We start from the raw sequence: 25,579 nt of genomic DNA, 5'->3' as shown, positions 1-25,579 counted from the left end.
CGGCCGGCCCTGACCGCTCGGCCCTGAACGGCCGGGCTCAGCCCGAGTGGTGGCGCCCGATGGGCAGCACCAGCGGCGTCCGCGAGACCGGGTCCTCGATCACGCGCGACTCCATCCCGAACACCGCGCGCACCGTCTCCGGCGTCACCACCTCGGCGGGCGTGCCCGAGGCGTACAGGGCGCCGTCGCGCACGGCGACGAGGTGGTCGGCGTAGCGGGCGGCGAGGTTGAGGTCGTGCAGCACGATCACGATGGTCGTCCCGCGCGAGCGGTTGAGGTCGGTGAGCAGGTCGAGCACCTCGACCTGGTGCGACACGTCGAGGTAGGTCGTCGGCTCGTCCAGGAGGAGCACGTCGGTCCGCTGGGCGAGGGCCATCGCGATCCACACCCGCTGGCGCTGCCCGCCCGAGAGCTCGTCCACGGGGCGGTCGGCGAGCTCGAGCGTGCCGGTGTCGCGCAGCGCCTCCTCGACGATCGCGTCGTCGTCCGATCCGGAGCCGCGGCCGAAGAGGCCCCGGTGCGGGTAGCGGCCCCGGGCGACCAGGTCCGAGACGGCGATCCCCTCCGGGGCGATCGGGGTCTGCGGCAGCAGCCCCACCTGCTGCGCGACCTGGCGCGTCGGGAGCCGGTGGATCGCGCGCCCGTCGAGCAGGACGCTCCCCGAGCGCGGGGTGATCAGCCGCGCCATCGCGCGCAGGAGCGTCGACTTGCCGCAGGCGTTCGCGCCGACGATCACCGTGATCCGGCCGGGCGGCACGGCGAGCGAGAGCCCGTCGACCACCACGCGCTCGTCGTAGGCGAGGGTGACCGCGTCGGCGGCGAGGGTGGGCGGGGCGTCGGTCACAGGGAGCCTCCGGAGCGGTTGCGGCGGGCGAGGAGCCAGAGCAGGAAGGGCGCGCCGAGGGCGCCGGTGACGACGCCGACCGGGAAGCGCGCGCCCGAGAACAGCGCGCCGACGACGTACTGGGCGAGCAGGTCGGCGGCGAGCACCACGACCGCGCCGACCAGGGCGGAGGGGATCAGCAGCGTGCGCGCGCTCGGCAGGATCCGCCGCGCGATCGGCCCCGAGACGAAGGCGACGAACGCGATCGGGCCGGTGGCGGCGGTCGCGACGGCCACGAGGCCGACTCCGACCGCGAGCAGTGCCAGCCGGCTGCGCCGCACGTCGAGTCCGAGCGCGGTCGCCGACTCGTCGCCGAGCTGCAGCACGCCGAGCCGGCCCGAGAGCAGCAGCGCCAGCGGCACCAACACGAGCATCGTCAGCGCGAGCGGCGGGACGGAGGGCCAGGCGGCCGAGTTGAGGCTGCCGGTCAGCCAGCGCAGCGACTCCTGGACGTCCTCGAAGTCGGCGCGGGTCTGCACGTAGGCGATCACGCTCTGGAACATCGCCGCGACGCCGATGCCGATGAGGATCAGCCGCGCCCCGATCACTCCGCCGCCCTCGGCCAGCCCGGCGATGATCAGGGCCGTCGCGAGCCCGGCCGCGACCGCGATCACCGAGACCGCGCCGCCCGAGAGCCCGAAGAACGCGATCGCGACGACGGCCGCCGCGCTCGCCCCCGACGTGATGCCGATGATGTCGGGGCTGGCGAGGGCGTTGCGCAGCATCGTCTGGAAGATCACGCCGCCCATCCCGAAGCCCACGCCCACCAGGACGGCCGTGATGGTGCGCGGCAGCCGCAGCGTGCCCACGGTGAAGGAGGCGCCCGGCACGGTCTCGCCGAGGATCACGCGGACGACCTCCGGCACCGAGTAGACCGTGCTGCCGACCGTGAGCGAGACGACGACGAGCGCCAGCACGAGCACCGCGAGGACCGCGCAGCCGATGACCGTGCGCCGACGGCGCAGCGTGCGGCCGGCCGCGATGCCGACCGCGGCGGGCGCCTCCGCGGTCCTCACAGCGCCCGCACCTTCGAGCGGCGCACGATCGCGATGAGCACCGGGGCGCCGATCAGCGCGGTCACGATGCCCACCTCGACGTCGCTCGGCCGGGCGATCACGCGGCCGACCACGTCGGCGACGAGCAGCAGCAGGGCGCCGAGCAGAGCGGAGGAGGGCAGCAGCCAGGCGTGCGCGGGGCCGGTGACGCGGCGGGCGAGGTGCGGGACGACCAGGCCGATGAATCCGATCGGCCCGGCGATCGCGGTCGCGGCGCCGCAGAGCAGCACGGCCGCGAGCCCCGCGACCAGGCGGATGCGCCCCACGCGCCGGCCGAGGCCGGTCGCCAGGTCGTCGCCGAGCGCCAGGGCGTCGAGCCCCCGCGCGCTGGACAGAGCCAGCACCGCGCCGACCGCGAGGAACGGGAGGACCTGCAGGATGCTCGCGGTCTCGGCGCCGCCGACTCCGCCGACCTGCCAGAAGCGGAAGCGGTTCAGCGTGGTCTCCTGCGTGAGCAGGACCGCGCTGATGAGGGAGGTGAGCGCGGCGGCGGTCGCGGCTCCGGCGAGGGCGAGCTTCAGCGGAGTGGCGCCCTCGCGGCCGAGCGACGCGACCGCGTAGACGAACGCCCCGGCGGCGGCGGCTCCGAGGAACGCGAGCCAGATGAACTGCGGCAGGCTCGTCGCGCCGACCCCGGCGATCCCGAGCACGACCGCGAGCGAGGCGCCGGAGTTGAGGCCGAGGATGCCCGGATCGGCGAGCGGGTTGCGGGTCAGGCCCTGCATCACGGCTCCGGCGAGCCCGAGCGCGGCGCCGACCAGGATCGCGAGGACCGTCCGCGGCACCCGCCCCTGCACCGCTGCGTCGACGATGGACGCCGGATCGGGCGAGGTCAGCGCCGGCCAGACCTCGCCGAGCGGGATCTCGCGGGAGCCGTACACGAGCGAGAGGACCGACGCGACGGCCAGCGCGACGAGGGCGACCGCCAGCGCGGTCGCCCTCGTCTTCCGGGTGGGTGCGGTGCGGGTCACGACACCTTGTCGGCGGCCGCGGCGAGGCCGGCGGTGTACTCGTCGAGCACCCACGGGATGCTGAGCAGGTTCGGCGACGAGGTGGCCATGGCGGCGGAGGAGCCGTCCTCCAGCACGTAGACGGAGCCGCGCTCGACGGCCGGGATCTTGGAGAGCAGCGGGTCGGCCTGCAGTGCGGCGAGGGTCGTGTCGTCGCCGTAGACGACGAGCACGTCGGCGTCGAGCTGGTCGGCGTTCTCGGAGCTGATCGTGCCGCTGAACGCCTCCGAGTCGCCGGAGAGCTCGGCGACGCTCGGGGCGACGTCGAGTCCGAGGTCCTCGACGAACTTCACGCGCGCGTCGTTCGGCGTGTAGTAGGTGAAGGTGCTCGCGTCGGTCGGGTCGTACCAGCCGTACATGAACGTGGTGCCCGCGAGCTGCGGGTAGGACGCGGTGGTCTGCGTGATGTCGCTCTCGATCTCGCCGACCTTCGCGACGGCCTCGTCCTCGAGGCCCAGCGCGGCGCCGTCGAGCTTCGCGGAGTCCTGCCAGGTCGTGCCCCAGGGCAGGCCCGGGTAGGCGACGGTGGGGGCGATCTGGCTGAGGGTGTCGTAGTCCTGCCGGGTGATGCCGGAGTAGGCCGAGAGGATCACGGTCGGGCTGAGGTCCGAGATCGCCTCGAAGGGCACGCCGTCGGTCTCGTCGAACAGGGTCGGGGTCTCGGCGCCGGAGGCGTCGAGCGCCTCCTTCGTCCACACCAGCAGGCCGTCGCCGTCCTCGTCGCCGTAGGAGGCGCGGGTGAAGCCGACCGGGGTCACGCCCAGCGCGAGCGCCACGTCCTGGTTGGTCCAGCTCGTCGCGACGACGCGGTCGGCCGACTCGACGGTGGTGCTGCCGAAGGCGTGGTCGACGGTGACGGGGAAGCCCTCGCCGCTCTCGGCGGCGCTGCTCTCGGACGTGCCCTCGGAGCCGGCGTCGGCTCCTCCCGAGCAGGCGGTGAGCAGCAGCGCGGCGAGGCCGAGCGAGGCGACGGCGGTCAGGCGGAGGGGGGTGCGAGTGGCGGGCACGGCGATCCTTCGAAGGGGGTGGTGGGGGTTGCGAAGGTTAACCTAACCTAACCGCCTGGACGGGGCCAGTGGCCGGTGGGATCAGCGGCGGTGGGATGCGACCAGGCGGCGCAGGTGCTCGCGGGGAGCGTCGACGATCCGGACGGGGTCGTCGAGCACGAGCGTCGTGCGCTCGGATCCGTACTCGGGCCAGCCGGCGTCGCCCGTCGCCGCGAAGGCGGCCCAGCGCGACGAGACCTCGTCGCTGAGGCGCTGCGGGGCGGGCCCGATCGTGCCACGGGCGTCGTCGAGGCTGCGGAAGAGGAAGGGCAGCTCGAGGGAGTGGGTCGCGCCGCGGGAGTCGTCGGCGCGCCAGGCGAACAGGGCGGCGCGCGTCGATCCGGTCGCTGCGGCCCGGGCGTCGAGCAGCCGCAGACTCGGCTGCCGGTAGATCTCGTCGGCGAGGCACGCCTCCAGGGCCTCGGCGTCCGAGGGGGTGCGGCCCAGGTCGGCCGCCAGAGCCTCTCGATAGGCCCCCGCGTCCCCTCCCGGAAGCAGGTCGGCGACGTGCCGGTCGAGCTGTGCGCGCAGCTCGACGGAGTCGGGAGCCCGGAGGTCGACGGAGCCCGAGCCCTCGTTGACGTTCGTCGTCACGACGAGATCCACTCCGCTCGAGGCTCCCGCCGCGACGGCGGACACCGGGTCGCGGGTCAGCAGGCGGCCGTCGAGGCCCGCCCGGAACACGGCGACGGTGTTCGGACCCGCGGCCGAGCGGCGGGCGAGCAGGCGGTCCTGCGCCTCGATCAGGCGAGGCCAGGGCAGGTCGAGGAGCCGCTCCGGCGGCGCGCCGAGCAGGTCGAGCAGCTCCGCCGTCGCCTCCTCGCCGTACTCGCGCGACCCGACGCGCTCGGGGTTCGCGCTCTGCAGCACCGCTCGCGCGAAGAGGCCCTCGGCGCGGGGCGCTGCGAGCAGCATCGCGGCCGACGTCGCGCCGGCGGACTGGCCGGCCAGCGTGATCCGACCGGGGTCTCCTCCGAACGCCGCGATCTCGTCGCGGACCCACTCGAGCGCGGCGACGGTGTCGTGCAGGCCCGCGTTCGCGGAGTCGCGGTACTCGTGGCCGAGGAGGTGGTCCACGGTGAGGAATCCGAGCGCGCCGAGCCGGTGGCCGAGCGCCACGACGACGGTGCCGGTCCGGGCGGCGAGCCGTGCTCCGTCGCAGAAGGGCTCGGAGGGGGAGCCGGCGACGTGCAGCCCCCCGTGGATCCAGACGATCACCGGGCAGGCCTCGGCTGCCTCCGGCGTCCAGACGTTCACGGTCAGGCAGCCGGTCTCGCTTCCACCCGACGTCTGCGGAGCCCGCGGTCCGGGCTCCAGCGCCTCGCGCCGTCCGCTCCAGGCCTCGAGCGGCGGAGCCGGGAGGAAGCGCCGGGGGTCGCCCGCGTAGGGCACCCCGAGGAACGCGTGCGCCGCTCCGTCCGGCGTCTCGACGGTCCGCCCGAGCAGCCGGCCGGCGGAGACGACGGCCTCAGCCATCGCGCCCTCCGGGCTGCAGGAGCACCGGCCCGTGCCCGGGCGAGAGGGTGCTCTGCAGCACGAGGGAGGACGCTCCGACGGCGGCCGCGTCGCGCGGGTTGCTCGAGAGCTCGACCTCGATCGGGTGGGCCCGGCGGGCGAAGCGGCGCTCGTCGAGGCGGGCGCGGATCGCGCGGGTGTGGATCGATCCGGCGATGGCGACTCCGGGGCCGGTGAGGACCAGCTCGTCGAGGTCGAACAGGTTGGCCAGGATCAGAGCGCCGTCGGCCAGGTGCCCGGCCGCGCGCTCGATCAGGGCGAGGGCCGCCGGATGGCCGTTGATCGCCGCCAGGCTGAGCACGTCGAAGTCGCGGGCGTGCTCCTCGGCGCGGAAGGCGAGGTCGAGGTCGGCGAACGCGGCGCGGTCGGAGCGCGCTTCCTCCACGACCACCGTCGGCGAGGCGTACCGCTCGAGGCAGCCGACGTTGCCGCAGAAGCACTCGCGCCCGCCCGGCACGATCGTGACGTGGCCGATCTCGACCGCGTTCGAGCTCGCCCCGCGCAGCAGTGCGCCGTCGAGGACGACGCCGGCCCCGATGCCGGTGCCGACGTAGATGCTCCCGAAGGTGCGGTGCCGCGAGACGCCGCGGCTCCAGAACTCGCCGATCGCGGCGGCGGCGGCGTCGTTGTCGAGCAGGATCGGCGCGCCCAGACCGGCGCCGAGCTCCTGGCGGAGCGGGTGGTCGCGCCAGTGGTGCAGCGTCGGCGGGCCGAGGACGCGGCCCGCGGCCTGGTCGATCGGGCCGGGAGCGACGACCGCCACGCCCGCGATCGAGCCGCGGTCGATCCCGGTCCCGCGGATGAAGTCGTCGTAGGCCCGGACCAGGCGCGCGGTGACCTCCTCCGGGGAGGCGAGCGCGGCGCCGTCGATCTGCTGGCGTGCGATCACGCCTCCGCCCGTGTCGGTCGCGACCAGGGTGATCGACTCGAAGCCGAGCTGCAGGCCGATGGCGATCCTCGCCCGCGCGTTGATCTCGAGCAGCTGCCGCGGCTTGCCCCCGGTCGAGGTCGAGCCGGTCTGGCGGACGATGCCGTCGGTGAGGAGCTTGCGCACGATCATCGAGATGGCGGGCTGGGTGAGGCCGGTCGCGGCGGTCAGCTCGACGCGGCTGATCGGCCCGGAGGAGCGGATCAGGTCCACGACGAGGGCGCGGCTCCCGGGGGCCGCGGGTGTCGATTCGCGCCGTGCCATGCCGTCACCTCCCGTTCCGCTCGTCAGCGTACGGGACGGCTCCGGCGCCGATCGGCCCCCTACTCTGGACGGGCGACGAAGGGCGGTGGCGATGACGCGGACGAGACCGATCGGCCTGGCACTGGTGCGGGCGACCGAGATCATGGGCGCGGAGCCGTACTTCCACGAGTTCATCGCCGGTGTCGAGCGGGCGGTCCGCCCCTCGGGCTACTCGGTGCTCCTCAACGTCCTGCCCGACGCCGACGCCGAGCTCGCGACCTATCGGCGGTGGAGCGAGGACGGCGAGGTGAGCGGCGTGATCCTGGTCGACCTCGAGGACGGGGATCCGCGGCCGGAGTTCGTGCGCGGCCTCGGCCTCCCCGCCGTCGTGATCGGCCCGCCGAGCGCCGCCGTCGGCTTCCGCGCGGTGTGGACGGACGACGACAACGCGATGCGCGCGGCCGTCGACTTCCTCGCAGGTCAGGGCCACTCCCGGCTCGGCCGCGTCGCCGGACCCGCGGAGCTGCTGCACACGCGCATCCGCGAGGAGACGTTCGCGCAGGAGTGCGCGCGGCACGGAGTGTCCGGACCGACGGCCGGGGGCGACTACTCGCGGGCCTCCGGGGCCCGTGCTCTGGCGGCCCTGCTCGACGGCGACGAGCGGCCGACGGCGGTCGTCTTCGACAGCGACCTGATGGCGCTCGGCGGACTCGACGAGGCCCGCGATCGCGGTCTCGCCGTCCCGGGCGAGCTCTCGCTCCTCGCCTGGGACGACTCCGCGCAGTGCCAGCTCAGCGAGCCCCCGCTCTCGGCGGTCTCGCACGACGTGCAGGTCATCGGGATGCTCGCCGGCCGGGAGCTCCTGGCCGGCATCGCGGGTGGCGAGAGCCGTGCGATCAGCAGCCCCGCCGTCGTGATCGTCCCGCGCGGATCCACGGGCGCGCCGGCGGCCTGAGCATCCCCGACCGCCGGTCGACGGCCGTCGCCACGCCCCGCGTGCTCGCACTGCCGTCTCCATTCGTTACATAAATTATTTACTTTTGATATTGACCTCGACGGGGAGGACAGGGGAGTCTGTCCGAGGACCGGCCGACGAGGGCGGGGCGACGAGCCCCGATCCCGAGAGCGGAACGACGCGAGCCGGTCCTCCACCCCGGTCGAAGGAGCCCTGGAACACACATGACCCGTGCCGCAGCACCGCCCGCCCCGAGGCGCTCCCGCCTCCGCTCGGCCCTCGCCAGCGGAGCGATCGCCGCCGTCGTCGCCTCGACCCTCGTCGCGACCGCGTCCTCCGCCCAGGCCGCGCCGGCCGACTGGACCAGCGCCAACACCGCGTTCGTCCAGCGCGACGGCAGCGCCCTCACCCTCGACGGCGAGCGCTTCCGTGCCAGCGGGACGAACATCTACTGGCTCGGCCTCGACGAGAACGTCGGCGGGATCGACTACCCGACCTACTTCCGCATCAAGGACGCCCTCGACACGGCGGCCGGGCTCGGTGTCACCGTCGTGCGCTCGCACATGATGACGTCGACCAGCCAGGACGACGCCGACCCGCTCGCGCTGATGCCGCGGCTCGGCGAGTACAACGAGGAGGCGTTCCGCACCATCGACTTCGCGGTCGCCTACGCGGGCACTCTCGGCATCCGCTTGGTGCTGCCGCTCACCGACCAGTGGGAGTACTACCACGGCGGTCACCGCGACTTCACGACTCCGCTCGGCCTCGAGTCGGACGACTTCTACACCGATCCGGCCACGATCGCGGCATACCAGGACTACGTCGACCACGTGCTCGACCACACGAACACGATCACCGGGACGCGCTTCGTCGACGACCCGACGATCATGGCGTGGGAGCTGGGCAACGAGCTCGAGGGCATGACCCGCGAGTGGATCGACGCCCAGGTCGCGCACCTGAAGGAGAAGGCCCCGGAGCAGCTCGTCGCCGCCGGCCGCCGCTTCGACATCGATCCCGACACCCTCGCGTCGCCGGACCTCGACATCGTCGACGTCCACTACTACCCGCCGACCGCCGAGCGGGTCTCGGCCGACGCGCGGACCGTCGCGGACGCGGGCAAGGTCTACATCGCGGGGGAGTACGCCTCGACGGCCGCCTCCGCCACGCTGCTCGACGCGGCCGCGGCCGACCGGAACGTCTCGGGCATGTTCTTCTGGTCGCTGTTCGGGAACAACGACCGCGGGGGCTTCGTCCCGCACGACGACGGCTTCACCCTCCACTACCCGGGCGATTCGGCGCGGGAGCGGGAGAGCGTGGACGCGGTCGAGCGCTACAGCGCGGCCGTCGGCAGCACGCCCGGCCGGCACGAGCTCGGCGCCCCGCTCGTCACGGCCCTCGACCAGGTGTACGGCATCACCACCGTCTCGTGGCGCGGGACCGCGGGAGCGCAGGGCTATCTCGTGCAGCGCTCGGTCGACGGCGGTGCCTGGAGCGACGTGACCGACGGCGCCGTCTCCGCCTCCGCCTCCCCGGTCACCGACTACGACTCGCCCGACGGAGCGCGCTACCGCGTGGTCGCGGTCGGCGAGGGCGATCGCCCCGGCCCCGCCTCCGACCCCGTGGCCGCGCCCGAGGCCGGCACGGTGCTCGTCGATCCGCTGCAGACCTGGACCCTCAGCTCGGCACACGAGAACGCGCGGCTCGAGCCGACGCCGGCCGGCGGAGTCGTCGCCGCGACGGGCGCTGCGAGCATCACCTGGCAGCGCGACGGCGTGACCGCCGCCGAGTTCCTCCTCTCGGACCTCTCGGCCGCGACCGTCTCGACGAGCACCGACGGGACGACCTGGACTCCGGCCGCGACCACGGTCGACGGCGGCGCCCTCCGAGCGGACGGCCTCGACGGCGACGCCGTCCGCCTCTCCTGGAGCGGCAGCGCCACCCTCGAGCGCGCCACCGTCACGAGCGCGGCGGAGGCGGTGGCCCTCGCCGACCCGCTCGACGACTTCTCGAAGGTGTCGGCCCGCACGGGCAGCCTCGCGATCGACTCCGGCTCGCCCGCGCAGTTCGGCGGAGACGTCTCCCGCGTGAAGCGCGAGAGCACCGATCCGGCGAGCCTCACCTGGAGCTTCGACGACATCAGCGGCGCCGACGTGACGGCCTGGTACTGGCCCGACCAGCCGGTCGCCCCGCTCACCGTGGAGGGCTCGGCCGACGGTGCGACGTGGGCGCCGATCGCGGTCGACACCCGCGGCGGCACCGGGAACTGGAAGCAGTACACGCTGTCGGTGCGCGGCCTCTCCGGCGTGAACCAGCTGCGCGTCTCGTGGCCGCAGGGCCCGGGCGAGGCGTGGACGCCGCAGATCGGCTCCGTGAACCTCTTCTCGCCGAACGCCGCTCCGCTCGGCGCCCCGGCCGCCCCCGCGCTCGACGCGCCGGCCGCCGGCGCCGACGGGATCACCGCGACCCCCGCGTTCTCGTGGGAGCCCGCCGCCGACGCCGCGTTCTACCGCTTCACCCTCTCGGCATCGGAGGACCTCTCCGACCCGATCGTGGAGACGACCGGGCTCACCGCGACCACCGTCCGCCCGGACGTCGACCTCGCCCCCGAGACGCGCTACTCCTGGCGGGTGACCGCCGTGAACGGCGTCGGCTCCGCCGTGTCCGAGGTCCGCTCGTTCGAGACCTCGGCCGTGCCGACGGAGCCCGTCGTGGTCGACGACTTCGAGGGCTACGCCGACGACGCGGCGGTCCGCGAGGCCTACGTCCGGAACAGCGGGGGCGGCACCATCGCGCCGACGCTGGTGCCCTCCGGCGCCGGCAGCGCCGCGCGCTTCGACTACGACACGGGCACGGCCGGCTACGCGGGCGTCGTGAAGACGTTCGATGCTCCGCAGAACTGGTGGGGCTACTCCGGGCTGACCCTCGACGTGGACGCCGCGGCCCCGTTCTCGGTGCAGTTCGTCGCGAACGGCGCCTACTGGGAGGCCTCCGTCACCCCGGCGACGGAGGGGCCGACCGTCGTCCCCTTCTCAGCCTTCGCTCCGCCGTCGTGGGCCCCGGAGGCCGATCTCGACCTGACCTCGGTGACCCAGTACGCCCTCTACGTGAACGGATCGGGGACCGGAGTCCTCACCGTCGACGACGTGGCGACGGTGGTCGCCGCCGGGCCCGCCCCGACGCCGACGCCGACCACCCCGACGCCCACGCCGACCACCCCGCCGACGCCGACGCCGACGCCGACCGCGCCGCCGACGGCCGGACCCTCGCCCCACCCCCACGTGCCGTCGTGGCTGGAGTCGCTGGTGCGCCAGTACCTCCCGACGATCCGGCACTGGTGGCAGGCCCGTCACTGACCTCCGTCCCGCACCCACTGCACTCACCGTCGCACCGCGACGCCCTACCGAGGAGAACACCCGTGCAACGACCCACCAGAAACCGCAGGACCACGCTGACCGGCATCGTCGCCGTCGCCGTCACGTCCTCCCTCGCGCTCGCCGGCTGCTCCGGCGGATCGGCGGGGAACGACTCCGGCGAGCCGGCCGGCGAGATCACTGTGCTGACCAACCGCACCGACCTGGTCGACACGACCTTCGCCGACTACGCGACGACGTTCGAGGGGAAGTACCCCGGGACGACCGTGAAGTTCGAGGCCCTGACCGACTACGAGGGCGACACCAAGATCCGCCTGAACTCGAAGGACTACGGCGACGTGCTGCTCATCCCGAGCTCCAACGTCACCAAGGACGACTACTCCGACTACTTCGAGCCGCTGGGCTCGACGGAGGAGCTGTCGAAGACCTACCGCTTCACCAACGAGGGCTCGTTCGACGGCACCGCCTACGGCGTCTCGACCTTCGGCTCGGCCATGGGCTACGTGTTCAACCGCGACGTCTGGACCGCGGCGGGCATCACCGATCCGCCCGCCACGGAGGAGGAGTACCTCGCCGACCTCGAGAAGATCAAGGCCGACGGCGTCGTCCCCTATTACACGAACTACAAGGACGGCTGGCCCCTCGCGACGATCGAGGGCAACCTCGGCACGGTGCAGGGGGCGGACGTCCGCACCGAGATGATCGCGGACGACGCGCCCTGGACCGAGGGCAACGACCAGTACAACATCGACGGCCTGCTCTACGACACGGTCGCGCAGGGCCTCAGCGAGGCGGACCCGACCACCACGAACTGGGAGGAGTCGAAGGACCTCCTCGCGAGCGGGGAGATCGGCTCGATGGTGCTCGGCTCCTGGGCCGTCTCGCAGATGCAGGACGCGGCCGAGAAGGCCGGGAAGTCCCGCGACGTCATCGGCTTCTGGCCGATGCCGTGGGCGCAGGACGGGACCTTCACCTCGGTGACCGCCTCGGACAAGTTCCTCGCGATCAACAAGAACTCGGACAACAAGGCCACCGCCCGCGCGTGGATCGACTGGTTCACGAACGAGTCCGGCTACGCCGAGAGCCAGGGCGCGATCAGCCCCGTGATCAGCGACCCCGCTCCCGACACCCTCGCGGACTTCGACGCGCTCGGCGTGCAGTACCTCGAGCTCGCCCCGGACCCGGTCGGCAAGGAGGCGGTCATCAACGACATCGCCAACGAGGCCGAGATCGACCTGTTCGGCAACGCCTACCGCCAGGAGCTGATCGACGCCGCGCGCGGTGCGGGCGCCGGCGACAAGGAGTCGCTGTTCGCCGACCTCAACTCGCGCTGGGCCGCGGCCCGCGCCGACGTCGCCGAGTAGTCCCCGCGGGCGGCCGCCTCCCGCGGCCGCCCGCCCCCTCCCTCCGGAGCTCCACGGCTCCTGCACCCCCGAACGACGGAAGGATCGACCATGGCGATCACCGACGCTCCGCCCATCGAGGTCGGAGCGAGCAAGCGGATCCGGCCCCGCCGCCGGCAGCGCCTCACCGGCAGGCGCATCACCCCCTGGCTCTTCCTGGCGGTCCCGCTGGCGTTCCTGGTCGTGCTGACGTACATCCCGGTCGCGAACATGTTCTGGTACAGCGTCACCGACTGGGACGGCCTGGACCCCGACAAGACCTTCGTCGGCCTCGAGAACTACGTCGAGATCTTCACCCGGCCCGAGATCTTCCGCGTCTTCTTCGTCAGCCTGTTCTACCTCGCCGGCGCGATCGCGCAGCTCGGCCTCGCCCTCTTCTTCGCGACGCTGCTGAGCTTCCGCACCCGGTTCCGCAACTTCTTCAAGGGCGTCATCTTCTTCCCCTACCTGATCAACGGCGTCGCCATCGGGCTGATGTTCCTCTACTTCTTCCGTCCGGACGGCACGCTCGACGCGGTGCTCGGCGTCTTCGGCGTGCAGGACACCCCGCAGTGGCTCGGCGACCCCTCCGTCGTCAACGTGTCCCTCGCGGCCACCTCGGTCTGGCGCTACATGGGGCTGAATTTCGTGCTGTTCCTCGGTGCGATCCAGTCGGTCCCGGAGGAGCAGTACGAGGCGGCGGATCTCGACGGCGCGAGCGCGTTCGACAAGTTCCGCTACATCATCGTGCCGAGCATCCGGCGCATCCTCGGGCTGTCCTTCATCCTCGCGATCGCCGGGGCGCTCTCGGCCTTCGAGATGCCCTACATCATGACCGGCGGCGCGAACGGGTCCGAGACCTTCGTGATCCAGACCGTCGACACCGCCTTCCGCTACTCCAAGGTCGGCCTCGCGTCGGCGATGGCCGTGGTGCTGCTGGCGATCGTGCTGATCATCACGGCCGTGCAGCGGCGCGTGTTCCCCGACGAGAAGGCGAGCCAGGAATGACCAGCACCCAGCAGCGCCCCCCGGCGGTCACCGGTCTCCCGGTGACGCGGCAGGCGGCCGTGAAGGAGCGGCGCACCCGCCGGTCGGCGGGATCCGTCCTCGGCTCGATCGGGAAGTACGGCTCGCTGATCGTGGCCTGCCTCTTCGCTCTCGTGCCGATCGTCACGATCGTGATGCTCGCGTTCAAGACCTCGGCGGAGTACCGGGGCACCGGACCGCTCACGCCGCCCTCGAACTGGTTCAACCTCGAGAACTTCGCCATCGCCTTCACGCAGGGCGGGATGGTCACCGGGTTCCTCAACACCGGGATCATCCTCGTCGTCTCGATCGTGGGCACCGTGCTGATCGGCACGATGGCTGCCTACGCGATCGACCGGTTCCGCTTCCGCGGGCGGAGCGTGGTGACCGGGCTCTTCCTGCTCGCGACGCTGGTCCCGTCCGTCACCACGCAGGTGGCGACGTTCCAGGTGATCAACGCCCTCGACCTCTTCAACACCCGATGGTCGGCGATCCTGCTGTTCACGGGCACCGACATCGTCGCGATCTACATCTTCCTGCAGTTCATGCAGTCGATCCCGGTCTCGCTGGACGAGGCCGCGATGCTCGACGGAGCGAGCCGCTTCACCGTGTACTGGCGGATCGTGCTCCCGCTGCTGAAGCCCGCGATCGCGACCGTGGTGATCATCAAGGGGATCGCGGTCTACAACGAGTTCTACATCCCCTTCCTCTACATGCCCTCCCGCGACCTCGGCGTGATCTCGACCTCCCTCTTCCGCTTCATGGGCCCGTTCGGGGCCCAGTGGGAGGTCATCGCGGCGGGCACGATCCTGGTGATCGTGCCGACGTTGATCGCGTTCCTCTTCCTCCAGCGCTTCATCTACAACGGACTGACATCAGGAGCTACGAAGTGACCCACACCCTCGACACCACTCCTCGCACCGCGGCGGCCACCAGCCGTCCGCTGCACGACGGCTGGAGTGTCCGCGCGACCCGCGGGCCGATCCCCGCCGAGCTGGTCTCGGCCGTCGTCCCCGCGGTGGTCCCCGGCCTCGTCCACACCGATCTGCTCGCGGCCGGGCTGATCCCCGACCCGTATCTCGACCAGAACGAGAAGAAGGTCACCTGGATCGGCGAGACGGACTGGGAGTACTCCTCCTCGTTCGACTGGGCCCCCGACGGCCGCGACGTGCACGAGCTCGTCTTCGAGGGCCTGGACACGGTGGCCGTCGTCACGCTGAACGGGCGCGAGATCGCCCGCACCCGCAACCAGCACCGCACCTACCGGATCCGCGTCGACGAGGCTCTGCAGGAGGGGGCGAACGAGCTGGTCGTCGCCTTCGCCTCGCCCGTCGCCGAGGCCGACCGAGCGAGCCTCGAGATCGGCTACCGGCCGCACACCTACTCCCACCCCTTCAACGCCCTGCGGAAGGCCGCCTGCAACTTCGGCTGGGACTGGGGGCTGGACGCCGCCTCCGCCGGCATCTGGAAGCCGGTGACCCTCCATGCCTGGAGCGGTGCGCGCCTCGCCTCGGTGCGCCCCGTGGTCACGGTCGACGGGACGACCGGCCGCGTCGAGCTGCACGTGGGGCTCGACCGGGCCTCGGACGCCGAGGTGGAGGTGCGCGCCTCCGTCGCCGGCGCGGAGGCCGTGGCGAGCGTCCCCGGTGGCGAGCGCACCGCGGTCCTCCACCTCGAGGCGGCCGAGGTGGCCCTGTGGTGGCCGCGGGGCTTCGGCGGGCAGCCGCTCCACGACCTCGAGGTCGCGCTCCTGCAGGGCGGAGCCGTCATCGACGAGCGCTCCCAGCGGATCGGCTTCCGGACCCTGGAGGTGCAGCTCGACCGCGACGACGAGGGCACCTCGTTCCGCTTCGTCGTCAACGGCGAGCCCGTCTGGATCCGCGGAGCCAACTGGATCCCGGACGACGCCTTCATCACCCGGGTCGACCGCGAGCGCCTCGCCCGCAGGATGGACCAGGCCGAGTCCGCGAACCTCAACCTCCTCCGCATCTGGGGCGGCGGCTACTTCGAGTCCGACGACTTCTACGACCTCTGCGACGAGCGCGGCATCCTCGTCTGGCAGGACTTCCTCTTCGCCTGCGCGGCCTACGCGGAGGAGGAGCCGCTCCGCAGCGAGGTCGAGGCGGAGGTCCGCGACAACGTCACGCGGATCATGCCCCACCCGAGCCTCGCGCTCTGGAACGGCAACAACGAGAACATCTGGGGCTTCGAGGAGTGGGGCTGGGAGAAGCGCCTCCAGGGCCGCACCTGGGGCCTGGGCTACTACCTCGATCTGCTCCCGCGCCTGGTCGCCGAGCTCGACCCGGCGCGCTCGTACACGCCCGGGAGCCCCTGGTCGGGCGACCCGCAGATCTTCGCGAACGACCTCGACCACGGCTCCGTGCACCTCTGGGAGCTGTGGAACCGCGTCGACTACCCCGCCTACCGGGACGCCCACGCGCGATTCGTCGCCGAGTTCGGCTGGCAGGGGCCGGCGTCGTGGTCGACCATCCAGCGCTCGATCTCGGACTCGCCGCTGACTCCCGAGTCGCCCGGGATGATCCACCACCAGAAGGCGACCGACGGCAACGACAAGCTGACCGACGGTCTCGTCGCTCACCTCCCGCTGCCCGACGACACGGAGGACTGGCACTGGGCGATGTCGCTCAACCAGGCGCTCGCGGTGACGCTCGCGATCGAGCACCAGCGCTCCGAGAGCCCGCGCTGCATGGGCTCGATCGTCTGGCAGCTCAACGACTGCTGGCCGGTCACCTCGTGGGCCGCGGTGGACGGCGACGGCACCGCCAAGCCGCTCCTCTACGCGCTCAAGCACGTCTTCGAGGACCGTCTGCTCACCGTGCAGCCGCGCGGGGAGGGGCTCGCCGTGGTCGCCGTGGGCGACTCCCCCGAGGAGTGGGCCGGCGAGTGCGTCGTGCGCCGCCTGGCGTTCGACGGGACGGTGCTGGCGGAGGAGCGGCAGGAGCTCGCGGTCGGGGCGCGCTCGGTGCGCACCCTGCCGATCGGGTCCGGCGTGGCGACGCCCGAGGACGCCGCCGCCGAGCTGCTCGTCGTCGACTTCGCCGGGACGCGCGCGTTCTGGTTCTTCGCCGAGTACCGCGACTCCGCCCTGGAGGCCGCGCGCCTGCGCACGAGCGCCGCCCTCGTCGAGGGCGGAGTGCAGGTGACCGTCACCGCCGAGAACCTCGTGCGCGACGTCACCCTCCTGGTCGACAAGGTGGACCCGTCCGCCGTCGTCGACGACCAGCTGGTCACGCTGCTGCCGGGCGAGAGCGTCGTCTTCACGGTGCGCGGCTCCGGTCTCGACACCGAGGCGCTGGTGTCGCCGAGCGTGCTGCGCACGGCCAACCAGCTCGTCGCCGACTGGGCCTGATCCGCGGTGAGCACGCAGCCCGCTCTGGCCGTCGACGTCGGCGGCACGAAGATCGAGACCGCCCTCGTCGACGCCGGGGGCGGGCTCGTGCCCGGCACGCGGCACCGGCGCGCGACCGGCCCCGCCCTGACTCCTGAGGAGTTCGAGCGGGCGCTCGCGGAGTGCGTCGCCGCCTCGACGGCCGGGGCGGACGTCGTCGGCGTCGGCGCCGGATCCGCGGGGCCGATCGACCTCGACGGCGGCCGGATCCGACCGAAGAACCTCCCGCTGCTCCACGGCGTCCCGCTCCGGGAGGCGCTCGAGCGGCTCGTGCCCGGTCGGCCGGTCGAGCTGCGCCTCGACGGGACCTGCATCGCCCTCGCCGAGCACTGGTACGGGGCCAACCGGGGCGCCGTCTCCTCGGTGAGCCTCGTCGTGTCGACCGGGATCGGCGGCGGGATCGTCCTCGACGGCCGGGTGCTGGCGGGCCGCTCCGGCAACGCCGGCCACCTGGGCCAGGTGCACGTCGCCGACGCCGACCCCGAGGAGGGGAGCGACGGGACGCTCGAGAGCATCGCCTCCGGACCGAGCACCGTCGCCTGGGCCCGGCGCCGGGGCTTCGCCGGGAGCACCGGGGAGGAGCTCGGGCGCGCGGCCGCGGACGGCGACGCCGTGGCCCTGTCCGCGGTCCGCCGCTCCGCCGAGGCCGTCGGCACGGCGATCGCGGGCGCGGCGACCCTGCTCGACGTGCACGACTTCGCCGTCGGCGGCGGTTTCGCGGGCGTGACCCGCGACTACCTCCACCTCGTGCAGGCGAGCGCCCGGGAGCACGCTGTCCTGGACTACGCCCGCGGTCTCGACGTCCGCCCGTCCGGGCTCGGCGGGGAGGGGCCTCTGATCGGCGCGGCCGCCCTGATCCTCCGATCGACGGCGGCGGCGCGCGAGCCCGCCCTCGTGCCGTGAGCGGCATCTCCTCCGAGCATCCGCTCCGCTCGGCCCTGCGCCCGTCGCGGCACCGGGTCGTCGGGGCGGCGCTCGCCTACGTCGTCAAGGACAGCCCGCTGTGGATCCTGCCGCTCGTCACCGCCGCCGTGGTCGACGCCCTCGTCGACGGCCGGTCGCCATCGGCGCTCGTCGTGCCGGCCGCGGCCGCCGCGGCGACGATCCTCGCGAACATCGGGGCGAACGCGGTCTACGTGCGGCTCTCCTCGTCCGCCGTCCGCGCGCTGGGCCTGCGGCTGCGGGAGGCGCTCGCCGAGCGGCTGCAGAGCCTCTCGCTCGACTACCACTCGCGAGGCAGCGCCTCCATCGCCCAGACGAAGGTGGTGCGCGACGTCGAGAACCTCGAGCTGATGCTGCAGCAGGCCTTCGGGCCGGTGCTGACAGCGCTGGTGGTGCTCGTCGGAGCCGGAGTGGCGACGGGCACGAGGGTGCCGCAGTTCCTGCTGGTGTTCGCGCTGACCGTCCCGCTCGCGGCCGCACTCGTGCTCTGGCTCCGTCGGCGGACAGCGGCCGGCAACGAGGCGTTCCGGCGCCACGTCGAGACGATGTCCGGCACCGTCGGCGAGATGTCCGCGCTCCTCGAGGTCACCCGCGCCCACGGCCTCGAGAAGGTCTCGGTCCAGCGGGTGGTGGAGGCCGCCCGCCGCGTCGAGCGGGCGGGCGTCGCCCTCGACCGCCTGAACGGGCGCTTCGGGGCGCTGTCGTGGAGCAGCTACCAGCTCATCACGCTCGGCTCGCTCTTCGGCGCAGCCGTCATCGCGATGACGGGCGTCCTGCCGGTGACGGTCGGCGAGGTCGTGCTGCTGAGCTCCTACTTCGCGCTGCTCACCGGGACGATCACGGCGGCGTTCCAGACTGCTCCGCTGGTCACCCGCGGCCTCGAGTCGCGCCGCTCGATCGCCGAGGTCCTGGCGGACCCCGACGTGGAGCACAACGAGGGCGAGCCGGTCATCGACGCCCTCGCCGGAGGAGTCGAGCTCGACCGGGTGAGCGTCGACTACGGGGACCGGCGCGTGCTGCACGACGTGTCGCTCCGGATCGCCCCGGGGGAGACCGTGGCCTTCGTCGGCCCCTCCGGCTCGGGGAAGTCGACGCTGACCCGGGTGGTCCTCGGATTCGTCCGCCCCTCGCAGGGCCGCGTGCTGCTCGACGGCCGTGACATCGCCGCCCTCGACATGCGCACGGCCCGCCGCTTCGTCTCGGTCGTGCCGCAGGAGTCGGTGCTCTTCCGCGGCAGCATCCGCGACAACGTGCTCTACGGGACAGCGGACGCCGACGACCACCGGCTCGAGGCGGCGCTGCGGGCGGCGAACGCGGAGTTCGTCCTCGAGCTGCCCGACGGCTGGGACACGATCGTGGGGGAGCGGGGCGCCCTGCTGTCGGGAGGCCAGCGCCAGCGCCTCGCGATCGCGCGGGCCCTGATCCGCGACCCCCGTCTGCTCGTGCTCGACGAGGCGACCGCCGCACTCGATCCGCGCACCGAGCGCGAGGTCCGGCTCGCCCTCGACCGGTTGCGCGAGGGGCGCACGACGCTGATCGTCGCCCACCGCCTGAGCACCGTCCGCACGGCCGACCGGATCGTGGTGCTCAGCGAGGGGCGCGTCGTGGAGCAGGGGACGCACGATGAGCTGCTCGCGACGGGCGGCGCGTACGCCGCGCTGCACGCGACGGCCTGAGCGGGCCGCGGCCGCATCGATCCGTCGTCCGCGGCCCGTGCCCGCCGCGTGGACGGGCCGCTGCTGACGGATCGATCGCGGGTGCGGCCCAGCCGGAGCATCGTTAGCGTGGAGGTCCGCGCCGATCGCCGGCGACGAGGGGAGCCCCATGGATCAGACCGTCGAGATCGACGCCCGGGCGGAGGCCCTGCGCGCCGACCCCGAGAGCTTCGCCGCGATGGACGCGCTCTGGCGCAGCGTCTACGCCCTGCCGATGTGGTGCTTCATCGCGCGGGGGCCGGACGACGCGCCCACCCCCTTCGTCGGCGGCCTGGAGTCGGGGCCGATGGTCTTCGCCTTCACCACGGGGGAGCGCGCCCGCGCCGGGGCGCTGCACGCCGGCCTCTCCGACGAGGATGCGTCACGCGTGCTGAAGGTGCCGATGCCGGCCGCGCTCGAGTGGATCGCGGCGATGGGGTCCTCCGGAGTCGCGGGAGTGGTCTTCGACCTGCCCCGCTTCGGGTACTTCGCGCCCCTCCAGAACCTGCTGCCGATGCGCGACTTCATGGCGGCGAACCCGCCGGCCTGAGCCCCGCCCCGTCGAGACCAGCGGATTCGCCGATACCAGCTGATCCGCCGGTTGTCGCCGCCCCGAACTGGTCACTGGACGACACCCGAGGATGGTGGGCCGGAGGCGCGCCCGTCCTCCGAGGACGAGGCCGGGAGACGCCGATGGGGAAGCTGCACTACGACGGATCGGTCGAGATCGACGTCGAGGACCGGGTGCTCGCCCACCTGCAGATCGTCCTCACCGCGAAGCTGCGCCGGGGGGAGTCGTGCCTGCTCACCTGGCGCGACGAGAACGGGATGAGCGACGGCCGCAGCGCGATCTGGCTGCACCCCTCGCACACGCTCCGCTACACCTACGCCGGCGGCCGCATGCCCCGCATCAACCCCGCCTGGATCTCGGCGCTCACCGATCTCGCGAACTCCGCCGGCGGCCTCCGCTTCGTCCCCGAGCCGCCGGAGCCCGTGCGTCCCCCCGGTGGGAGCGCTCGCCGGTGACCGGCGGCCGGCCCCGTTCCCGGCCTCGGGCTCAGCAGCCGGAGTCGGCGGCGTCCGCGTCGAGCGCCGCCGCGGTGCCGAGCGCGATCAGCGACTGATCCGTCGCGACCGCGACCCTCGGGAAGCCGAGCGCTCGCAGCAGCCCGGCGCGCTCGCGGTCGCCCGCGTAGGCCCCGGCGCCCTTGCCCGCGCGCCGGGCCGCCGCGGCGATCCTCGGCAGCGGGTCGTCCGGTCCGTCCGCGGCGAGCAGGTCGGACAGGTCCCGTCCGAGGCCGATCGCGAGGTCGAACGGGCCGACGAAGACTCCGCTCACGCCCGGCACCGCGAGGATCCGATCGACGGCGTCGAGGCCGGCCTGCGTCTCGATCATGACCCAGAGCGCGGTGCGCGCCTCGGCGGCCGACGGGGGAGCGGCGCCCCAGAGATCGGACATCGGCCCCCAGCTGCGGCGGCCGAGCGGCGGGTAGTGCGCGGCGCGGACGGCCGCGAGCGCCTCCTCGACCGTCTCGATCATCGGGACGACCACGACGTCTGCTCCGGCGTCGAGCGCCCTGCCGATCAGCGCGTCGGAGAGCCCGGCGACCCGGACGCCGACGGGCGGCCTCCCGCTCACGGCGCCGAGCGCGCGAAGGGAGGCGAGGACCGCGGCGTCGTCGAACGCGCCGTGCTGCGCGTCCAGGCACAGCCACGCGGGCCCGCCGCGAGCGATCTGCGCGACCGTCAGCGGCTCCCCGAGCCGGCACCACACCCCGTCGGCACGTCCGTCTCCGAGAACCCGTTCCGCATCCACGGGTCCGATCCTCGCGCACGGAGCGCCGCCTAGGCGAGGACCGCCAGCACCGTCGACAGGATCCCGAGGACGACGCCCGCCCCGAGCAGGATCAGGCCGGTCAGGCGCAGCGCCCGCACCGCGTCGCTCCACCGGTGCAGGCGGATGCGGTGCGGATCCTCCTCGCGGTAGTGCACCTCCCGCTGGTCCGACCGCGTCGGCGTCAGCGGGTCCCCGGCGGACAGCGGACGCGATCGCACCTCGCCGGCCCGGGTCACCCAGTGCAGCGCGAGGGGCGGACCCTCCTCGAGGTAGGCGGTCGTCGTCAGCCAGCGTCCGTCGATCAGCGCCGCGACGAACGCGGCGAGCAGGAACAGCACGCCGAGGGGGAGGGTGACAAGCGAGAGGGCCTCGGAGATCGTCTCCAGCATGCAGCGTCCCTCCGACCGGATCCGGTGCTGAGCGTACCGAGTCGGCGGCCGGCGCGTCCGCAGTGGGACGCGCCCCGCCGCCGAGCCCGCGGGCCTCAGCCCCAGGCGACCTCGAGGTCGACGACGAACGTCACTCCGAAGCGGTCGCGCAGCATCCCGTAGAGGGGCGACCAGGCCGCCGGGGCCAGGGGCACGACGACCGCCGCCCCCTCCGAGAGGCCGTCCCAGAGGCGGTGCAGCTCGTCGGCGTCGGAGCCGCGCAGCGACACGTACACCGGGATCGTGCCCGGGTCGTAAGCCGTGTGCGCGGGGACGTCGTACGCCATGACGCGGAAGCCGGCCTCGGAGACGACCTGGCCCCACATCAGCTGGTCGGCCTCGTCGGGCGCGGTGACAGCGTTCGCGTCCGCGTAGGACATCGCGTCGACCCGGCCTCCCGTGACCGAGGCGTAGAACTCCAGTGCCTCGCGGGCCTGTCCGCGGAAGTTGAGGTGGGTCGTCGTGGTGATGCTCATGGTGCGCTCCTCGCAGTCGTGCCGGGTCGATCACCCGGTGCCCCGACGCTCCCAGGAGAAGAGGACGGTGACGGTCCTCTTCTCGGAATACCCTCGGGACGTGCCCACGACGACCGAGCGGCTCCTCCTGCTCCTCTCCCTCCTGCAGACCCGCCGCGACTGGCCGGGCGGAGTGCTCGCCGAGCGCCTGGGGATCGCGCCGCGCACGGTGCGTCGCGACGTCGACCGACTCCGCACGATGGGCTACCGGATCGACGCGGCGAAGGGCCCCGACGGCGGGTACCGGCTCGAGGCCGGCGCCGAGCTCCCGCCGCTGCTCTTCGACGACGAGCAGGTGCTCGCCCTCACCGCCGCCCTGCGCGCGCCGATCGCGGGGCTCGAGGAGGCGTCGGCCCGTGCGCTGGCGACGGTGCGGCAGGTCCTGCCCGCCCGGCTCCGGCCCCGAGCTGATGCGCTGCGCTTCACGGTCGCGGCGGCGCCGGCCCCCGCAGTCCCTCCGGAGCGGCTGGTCGCGGTCGCGGCGGCCGTCCGGGCCTCGGAGGTGCTCCGCTTCGCGTACGCGGAGGCGGTGCGCCGCGTCGAGCCCCACCACCTGGTCGCGCGTCAGGGCCGCTGGTACCTCATCGGCTTCGACCTCGACCGCGACGACTGGCGGGTGTTCCGCGTCGACCGGCTCGAGCCGCGCTCGCCCCGCGGTGCCCGCTTCCGCCGCCGGGCGCTGCCGGTCCGGAGTCCCGCCGAGTTCCTGGAGGCGCGGTTCCGCGGCGGAGCGCCCGGGGAGGGGTGGCCGTGCCGCGGCTCGGTGGTGCTGGAGGCGCCCGCCGCCGAGGTCCTGCCCTACGCGGGCGACGGGGAGATGGAGGACCTCGGCGACGCGGGCTGCCGACTCGCCCTCGGCGCCTGGTCGTGGGAAGCGCTCGCCGCGTCGTTCGGCCGGTTCGACGCTCCGATGGCCGGGGCCGAGCCGCCCGAGCTGGCCGCCGCGTTCCGCGTGCTCGCGGAGCGGTACGCCGCGGCAGGAGCCTGACCGGACCGCGGCGGCCGTCCGGCGCCGCTACTTCACCGAGTACCGGGCGCTCCCCGTGCTGCCGTCCGCCGTCGTGACCGTCAGCGTCCAGCAGGTGCCCCGCTTCGCGGGCACCGTCCACGCCTTCACGTAGCGGTTCGTCGCGGTGTCGTAGCGGAGGCGTCCGGTCAGGGTGGTCGTCGGCGCTCCGGTGAGGACGGCGCCGGCGGTGCAGGAGGTCTGCCTCTGCGTGACGCCGCGCACGTCGGCGAGGGCGGAGTGGCGGAACGTGCCCGCGGACGACGTGGACGTCACCTGGAACGTCATGCCGGTCGCGGCTCCGGCGGCCACGCTCTTCACCGAGGTGCTGAGCCCGCCGATCGTCCACGGGGTCACGGTGTAGGACGCGGTGAGGGTCGAGACGTTGCCCGCCCGGTCGGTCGCGGTCGCCCGGTACACGTGCGGACCGACGGAGCGGCCGCCGCCCGTGATCACGCAGTCGCCGGTGAGTCCCGAGAGCGCGTCGTCCCCGAGGCAGCGCGCCTCCGGGAGCACGGTGCCGAAGGGGTAGGACCCCTCGGGCCTCGACGTGAACGAGAGCTGCGGCTTCGTGGTGTCGATGGCGATGCCGCTGCGGGTCGTCGTGGCGCGGTTGCCCGCGTTGTCGACGGCGGTGCCGGTGACGCTCTGGCCGGGGCCCTCGCGCAGGATCCGCGCGGGGGTGCAGCTGCGGATCCCGGAGCCGCTGCCGTCGGCGCAGGAGAAGCCGACGGAGACGGGGGAGCGGAACCAGCCCGCGGCGTTCGGAGCCGTCGGCGCGGTCGTCGCGGCGATGGTGGGGACGCCGGTGTCGACGATCCGGTAGGTCGCGGCGGCGGTCGTGGTCAGTCCTCCGGGGTCGGTCCAGGTGCAGGTCGCCGTGCGGGTGCCGAGGCCGTTCACGAGCGTGCCGGTGACGACGGCCTCCTCGCTGAACGTTCCGCTCTCCGCATCCGTGATCGCGCAGGCGGCCCTCGGCTCCGAGCCCTTCTCGTAGGAGGCGCCGTCGGTGGCGTAGGCGACCGTCACGACGGGCGGGGTGTTCGCGGGGACCACGGTGACCGTGTGCGGCACGCCGGCCGTGGTGCCGTACGCGTTCCGCGCGCTCACCGTGAAGGTGGAGTCGCCTGCGGTGGTCGGCCTGCCCGAGACGACGCCCTCCGGCGAGAGGGCCACCCCCGCGGGAAGGGCGCCGGACGAGACCTCGAAGGTCGCGGCCGGGCCGGACGCCGTGAAGGTCGCGGAGTAGCGGGTCCCGGTCTTGACGAGCGTCTCGGCGGTGTCGGCGGTGAGGGTCGGCAGCGGGCCGACCGCGAAGGCGTGGTTGAAGCCGACCGCGATGCCGGTGGCGCCGGTGATCCCGGCCGGGACGTCCAGCTCCGTGTCGCCGTCGGGGTGCAGGGAGACGACGGTGCCGTCGGACGTCAGCAGGACGCTGAAGCCGATGCCGGCGGCGATCGCGGTGATGCCGCCGAGATCGGCGGGGACCCGCGGCAAGCCGGAGTCGGCGGGGTCGCCCCAGGTGACGACGGTGCCGTCCCGCTTCAGGGCGAGGCTGTGGGAGTAGCTGACCGAGACGGCGACGACGTCGCGGAGGCCTGCCGGGGCGGTGTACGCGCCCCTGTCGTCGCCGCCCCACGCCACGACCGTCCCGTCGGCGCGCAGCGCGAGGCTGTTCCAGCCGCCCGCGGCGATCGCGACCACTCCGGAGAGACCCGCCGGCACGTCGGTCGCTCCGAACTGATCGGAGCCCCAGGCCGCCACGGTCCCGTCGCCCCGCAGAGCGAGGGTGTGGTAGCTGCCCGCGGCGACGGCGGTCACGCCGCCGAGTCCGGCCGGGACGTCGGTCTGGCCCTGACGGTCGTCGCCCCACGCGACGACCGTCCCCTCCATCGTGAGGGCGATGCTGTGGAGGTACCCGGTCGAGATCGCGGTCACCTCGCGGAGCCCGGCCGGCACGTCCCGCTCGCCCTCCAGATCCGCTCCCCAGGCCTCGACGGTGCCGTCGGTGTGGAGCGCGAGGGTGTGGCTGTAGCTGCTCGCGACGTCCGTGAGGTCGGACATGCCCGTCGGCACGTCCCACTCCCCGTTGAGGTAGCGCCCCCAGGCGGCGACGCCGTTGGCGAGGTGGTCGTTCCCGACCGGCACCGGGTCCGGCTCGGCGGAGGCGAGGGGAGCCGCGGTGCCGGCGAGCAGGGCGACGGTCGCGGTCAGAGCGAGCAGAGTGCGGCGCAGACCCGCGGCGGTGCGGGCGGGGCGCGGAGAAGCGGGGTCGGTCACGGGCTCACGCTAGGGGCCGGCTCTCCTCCGCGGCGGGGGCGGGGGCGCCCTGTA

The 25,579-nt window shown here is 73.6% G+C and carries 21 protein-coding genes; 11 read left to right on the top strand and 10 right to left on the bottom strand.

Annotation, left to right across the window (positions count from 1 at the left end):
* Window positions 1-37: 37 nt before the first annotated feature.
* From GTU71_RS10900 to GTU71_RS10875, 6 genes are all read right to left on the bottom strand, one after another.
* Complete coding sequence (locus GTU71_RS10900) at window positions 38-844, bottom strand: ABC transporter ATP-binding protein (protein WP_104224308.1); 807 nt, start codon at window positions 842-844, stop codon at window positions 38-40.
* Window positions 841-1,899 carry an iron chelate uptake ABC transporter family permease subunit gene (locus GTU71_RS10895; protein WP_104261585.1) on the bottom strand — a complete coding sequence of 353 codons (1,059 nt, stop codon included), beginning with the start codon at window positions 1,897-1,899 and terminating at the stop codon, window positions 841-843. Before GTU71_RS10895 ends, GTU71_RS10900 begins: the two co-directional genes overlap by 4 nt.
* Window positions 1,896-2,909 carry an iron ABC transporter permease gene (locus GTU71_RS10890; protein WP_159940061.1) on the bottom strand — a complete coding sequence of 338 codons (1,014 nt, stop codon included), beginning with the start codon at window positions 2,907-2,909 and terminating at the stop codon, window positions 1,896-1,898. The genes GTU71_RS10895 and GTU71_RS10890 overlap by 4 nt, the downstream gene beginning before the upstream one ends.
* A complete protein-coding gene (locus GTU71_RS10885) occupies window positions 2,906-3,955 on the bottom strand; it encodes an iron-siderophore ABC transporter substrate-binding protein (protein WP_104329680.1) in 1,050 nt (349 codons plus the stop codon). The genes GTU71_RS10890 and GTU71_RS10885 overlap by 4 nt, the downstream gene beginning before the upstream one ends.
* A gap of 81 nt (window positions 3,956-4,036) precedes the next feature.
* On the bottom strand, window positions 4,037-5,470 hold the full coding sequence (locus GTU71_RS10880) for a carboxylesterase family protein (protein WP_104247754.1): 1,434 nt from the start codon (window positions 5,468-5,470) through the stop codon (window positions 4,037-4,039).
* Entirely contained in the window at window positions 5,463-6,701 is a 1,239-nt protein-coding gene (locus GTU71_RS10875) for an ROK family transcriptional regulator (RefSeq protein ID WP_104234022.1), read from the bottom strand. Before GTU71_RS10875 ends, GTU71_RS10880 begins: the two co-directional genes overlap by 8 nt.
* 91 nt (window positions 6,702-6,792) lie before the next feature.
* Between GTU71_RS10875 and GTU71_RS10870 the strand changes: the two genes are divergently transcribed.
* The 10 genes from GTU71_RS10870 (at window position 6,793) to GTU71_RS10825 (ending at window position 20,485) form a co-directional block, all read left to right on the top strand.
* Entirely contained in the window at window positions 6,793-7,635 is an 843-nt protein-coding gene (locus tag GTU71_RS10870; protein WP_208543581.1) for a substrate-binding domain-containing protein, read from the top strand.
* Window positions 7,636-7,859: 224 nt separating this feature from the next.
* Entirely contained in the window at window positions 7,860-10,988 is a 3,129-nt protein-coding gene (locus tag GTU71_RS10865) for a carbohydrate binding domain-containing protein (protein ID WP_159940059.1), read from the top strand.
* A 62-nt stretch (window positions 10,989-11,050) separates the two neighbouring features.
* On the top strand, window positions 11,051-12,370 hold the full coding sequence (locus GTU71_RS10860) for an ABC transporter substrate-binding protein (RefSeq protein ID WP_244230529.1): 1,320 nt from the start codon (window positions 11,051-11,053) through the stop codon (window positions 12,368-12,370).
* Window positions 12,371-12,460: 90 nt separating this feature from the next.
* On the top strand, window positions 12,461-13,396 hold the full coding sequence (locus tag GTU71_RS10855; RefSeq protein WP_104234025.1) for a sugar ABC transporter permease: 936 nt from the start codon (window positions 12,461-12,463) through the stop codon (window positions 13,394-13,396).
* Window positions 13,393-14,307, top strand: coding sequence for a carbohydrate ABC transporter permease (locus GTU71_RS10850; protein WP_159940057.1), 915 nt, complete (start codon window positions 13,393-13,395; stop codon window positions 14,305-14,307). Before GTU71_RS10855 ends, GTU71_RS10850 begins: the two co-directional genes overlap by 4 nt.
* On the top strand, window positions 14,304-16,784 hold the full coding sequence (locus tag GTU71_RS10845; protein WP_208543580.1) for a glycoside hydrolase family 2 protein: 2,481 nt from the start codon (window positions 14,304-14,306) through the stop codon (window positions 16,782-16,784). Before GTU71_RS10850 ends, GTU71_RS10845 begins: the two co-directional genes overlap by 4 nt.
* A 6-nt stretch (window positions 16,785-16,790) precedes the next feature.
* Window positions 16,791-17,726 carry an ROK family protein gene (locus GTU71_RS10840; RefSeq protein ID WP_104238483.1) on the top strand — a complete coding sequence of 312 codons (936 nt, stop codon included), beginning with the start codon at window positions 16,791-16,793 and terminating at the stop codon, window positions 17,724-17,726.
* Entirely contained in the window at window positions 17,723-19,441 is a 1,719-nt protein-coding gene (locus tag GTU71_RS10835; RefSeq protein ID WP_159940055.1) for an ABC transporter ATP-binding protein, read from the top strand. The genes GTU71_RS10840 and GTU71_RS10835 overlap by 4 nt, the downstream gene beginning before the upstream one ends.
* Before the next feature lie 148 nt (window positions 19,442-19,589).
* Entirely contained in the window at window positions 19,590-20,009 is a 420-nt protein-coding gene (locus tag GTU71_RS10830) for a hypothetical protein (protein ID WP_104224305.1), read from the top strand.
* Between the two features lie 143 nt (window positions 20,010-20,152).
* Window positions 20,153-20,485 (top strand): ATP-dependent DNA ligase, encoded by a 333-nt coding sequence (locus GTU71_RS10825; RefSeq protein ID WP_104258024.1) that lies wholly within the window; start codon window positions 20,153-20,155, stop codon window positions 20,483-20,485.
* Window positions 20,486-20,516: 31 nt separating this feature from the next.
* Here the strand turns inward: GTU71_RS10825 and GTU71_RS10820 are convergent, their stop codons facing one another.
* From GTU71_RS10820 to GTU71_RS10810, 3 genes are all read right to left on the bottom strand, one after another.
* On the bottom strand, window positions 20,517-21,275 hold the full coding sequence (locus GTU71_RS10820) for an aldolase/citrate lyase family protein (RefSeq protein ID WP_159940053.1): 759 nt from the start codon (window positions 21,273-21,275) through the stop codon (window positions 20,517-20,519).
* Between the two features lie 29 nt (window positions 21,276-21,304).
* Window positions 21,305-21,685: a hypothetical protein gene (locus tag GTU71_RS10815; RefSeq protein WP_159940051.1), complete on the bottom strand. Its 381-nt coding sequence runs from the start codon at window positions 21,683-21,685 to the stop codon at window positions 21,305-21,307.
* 95 nt (window positions 21,686-21,780) lie between these two features.
* Window positions 21,781-22,200, bottom strand: a complete 420-nt coding sequence (locus GTU71_RS10810) for a VOC family protein (RefSeq protein WP_159940049.1) — start codon at window positions 22,198-22,200, stop codon at window positions 21,781-21,783.
* A gap of 100 nt (window positions 22,201-22,300) precedes the next feature.
* Here GTU71_RS10810 and GTU71_RS10805 point away from each other — a divergent pair, with 100 nt between their 5' ends.
* On the top strand, window positions 22,301-23,227 hold the full coding sequence (locus GTU71_RS10805) for a WYL domain-containing protein (protein WP_244230528.1): 927 nt from the start codon (window positions 22,301-22,303) through the stop codon (window positions 23,225-23,227).
* 27 nt (window positions 23,228-23,254) lie between these two features.
* On the opposite strand, the gene GTU71_RS10800 is transcribed toward GTU71_RS10805, so the two are convergent.
* Window positions 23,255-25,525, bottom strand: coding sequence for a PxKF domain-containing protein (locus GTU71_RS10800; protein ID WP_159940047.1), 2,271 nt, complete (start codon window positions 25,523-25,525; stop codon window positions 23,255-23,257).
* Window positions 25,526-25,579 lie beyond the last annotated feature (54 nt).

Origin of the sequence: Rathayibacter sp. VKM Ac-2762 (assembly GCF_009866585.1) — a bacterium.
Taxonomy (GTDB): domain Bacteria; phylum Actinomycetota; class Actinomycetes; order Actinomycetales; family Microbacteriaceae; genus Rathayibacter.
This window is presented reverse-complemented; position numbering and strand designations above follow the sequence as displayed.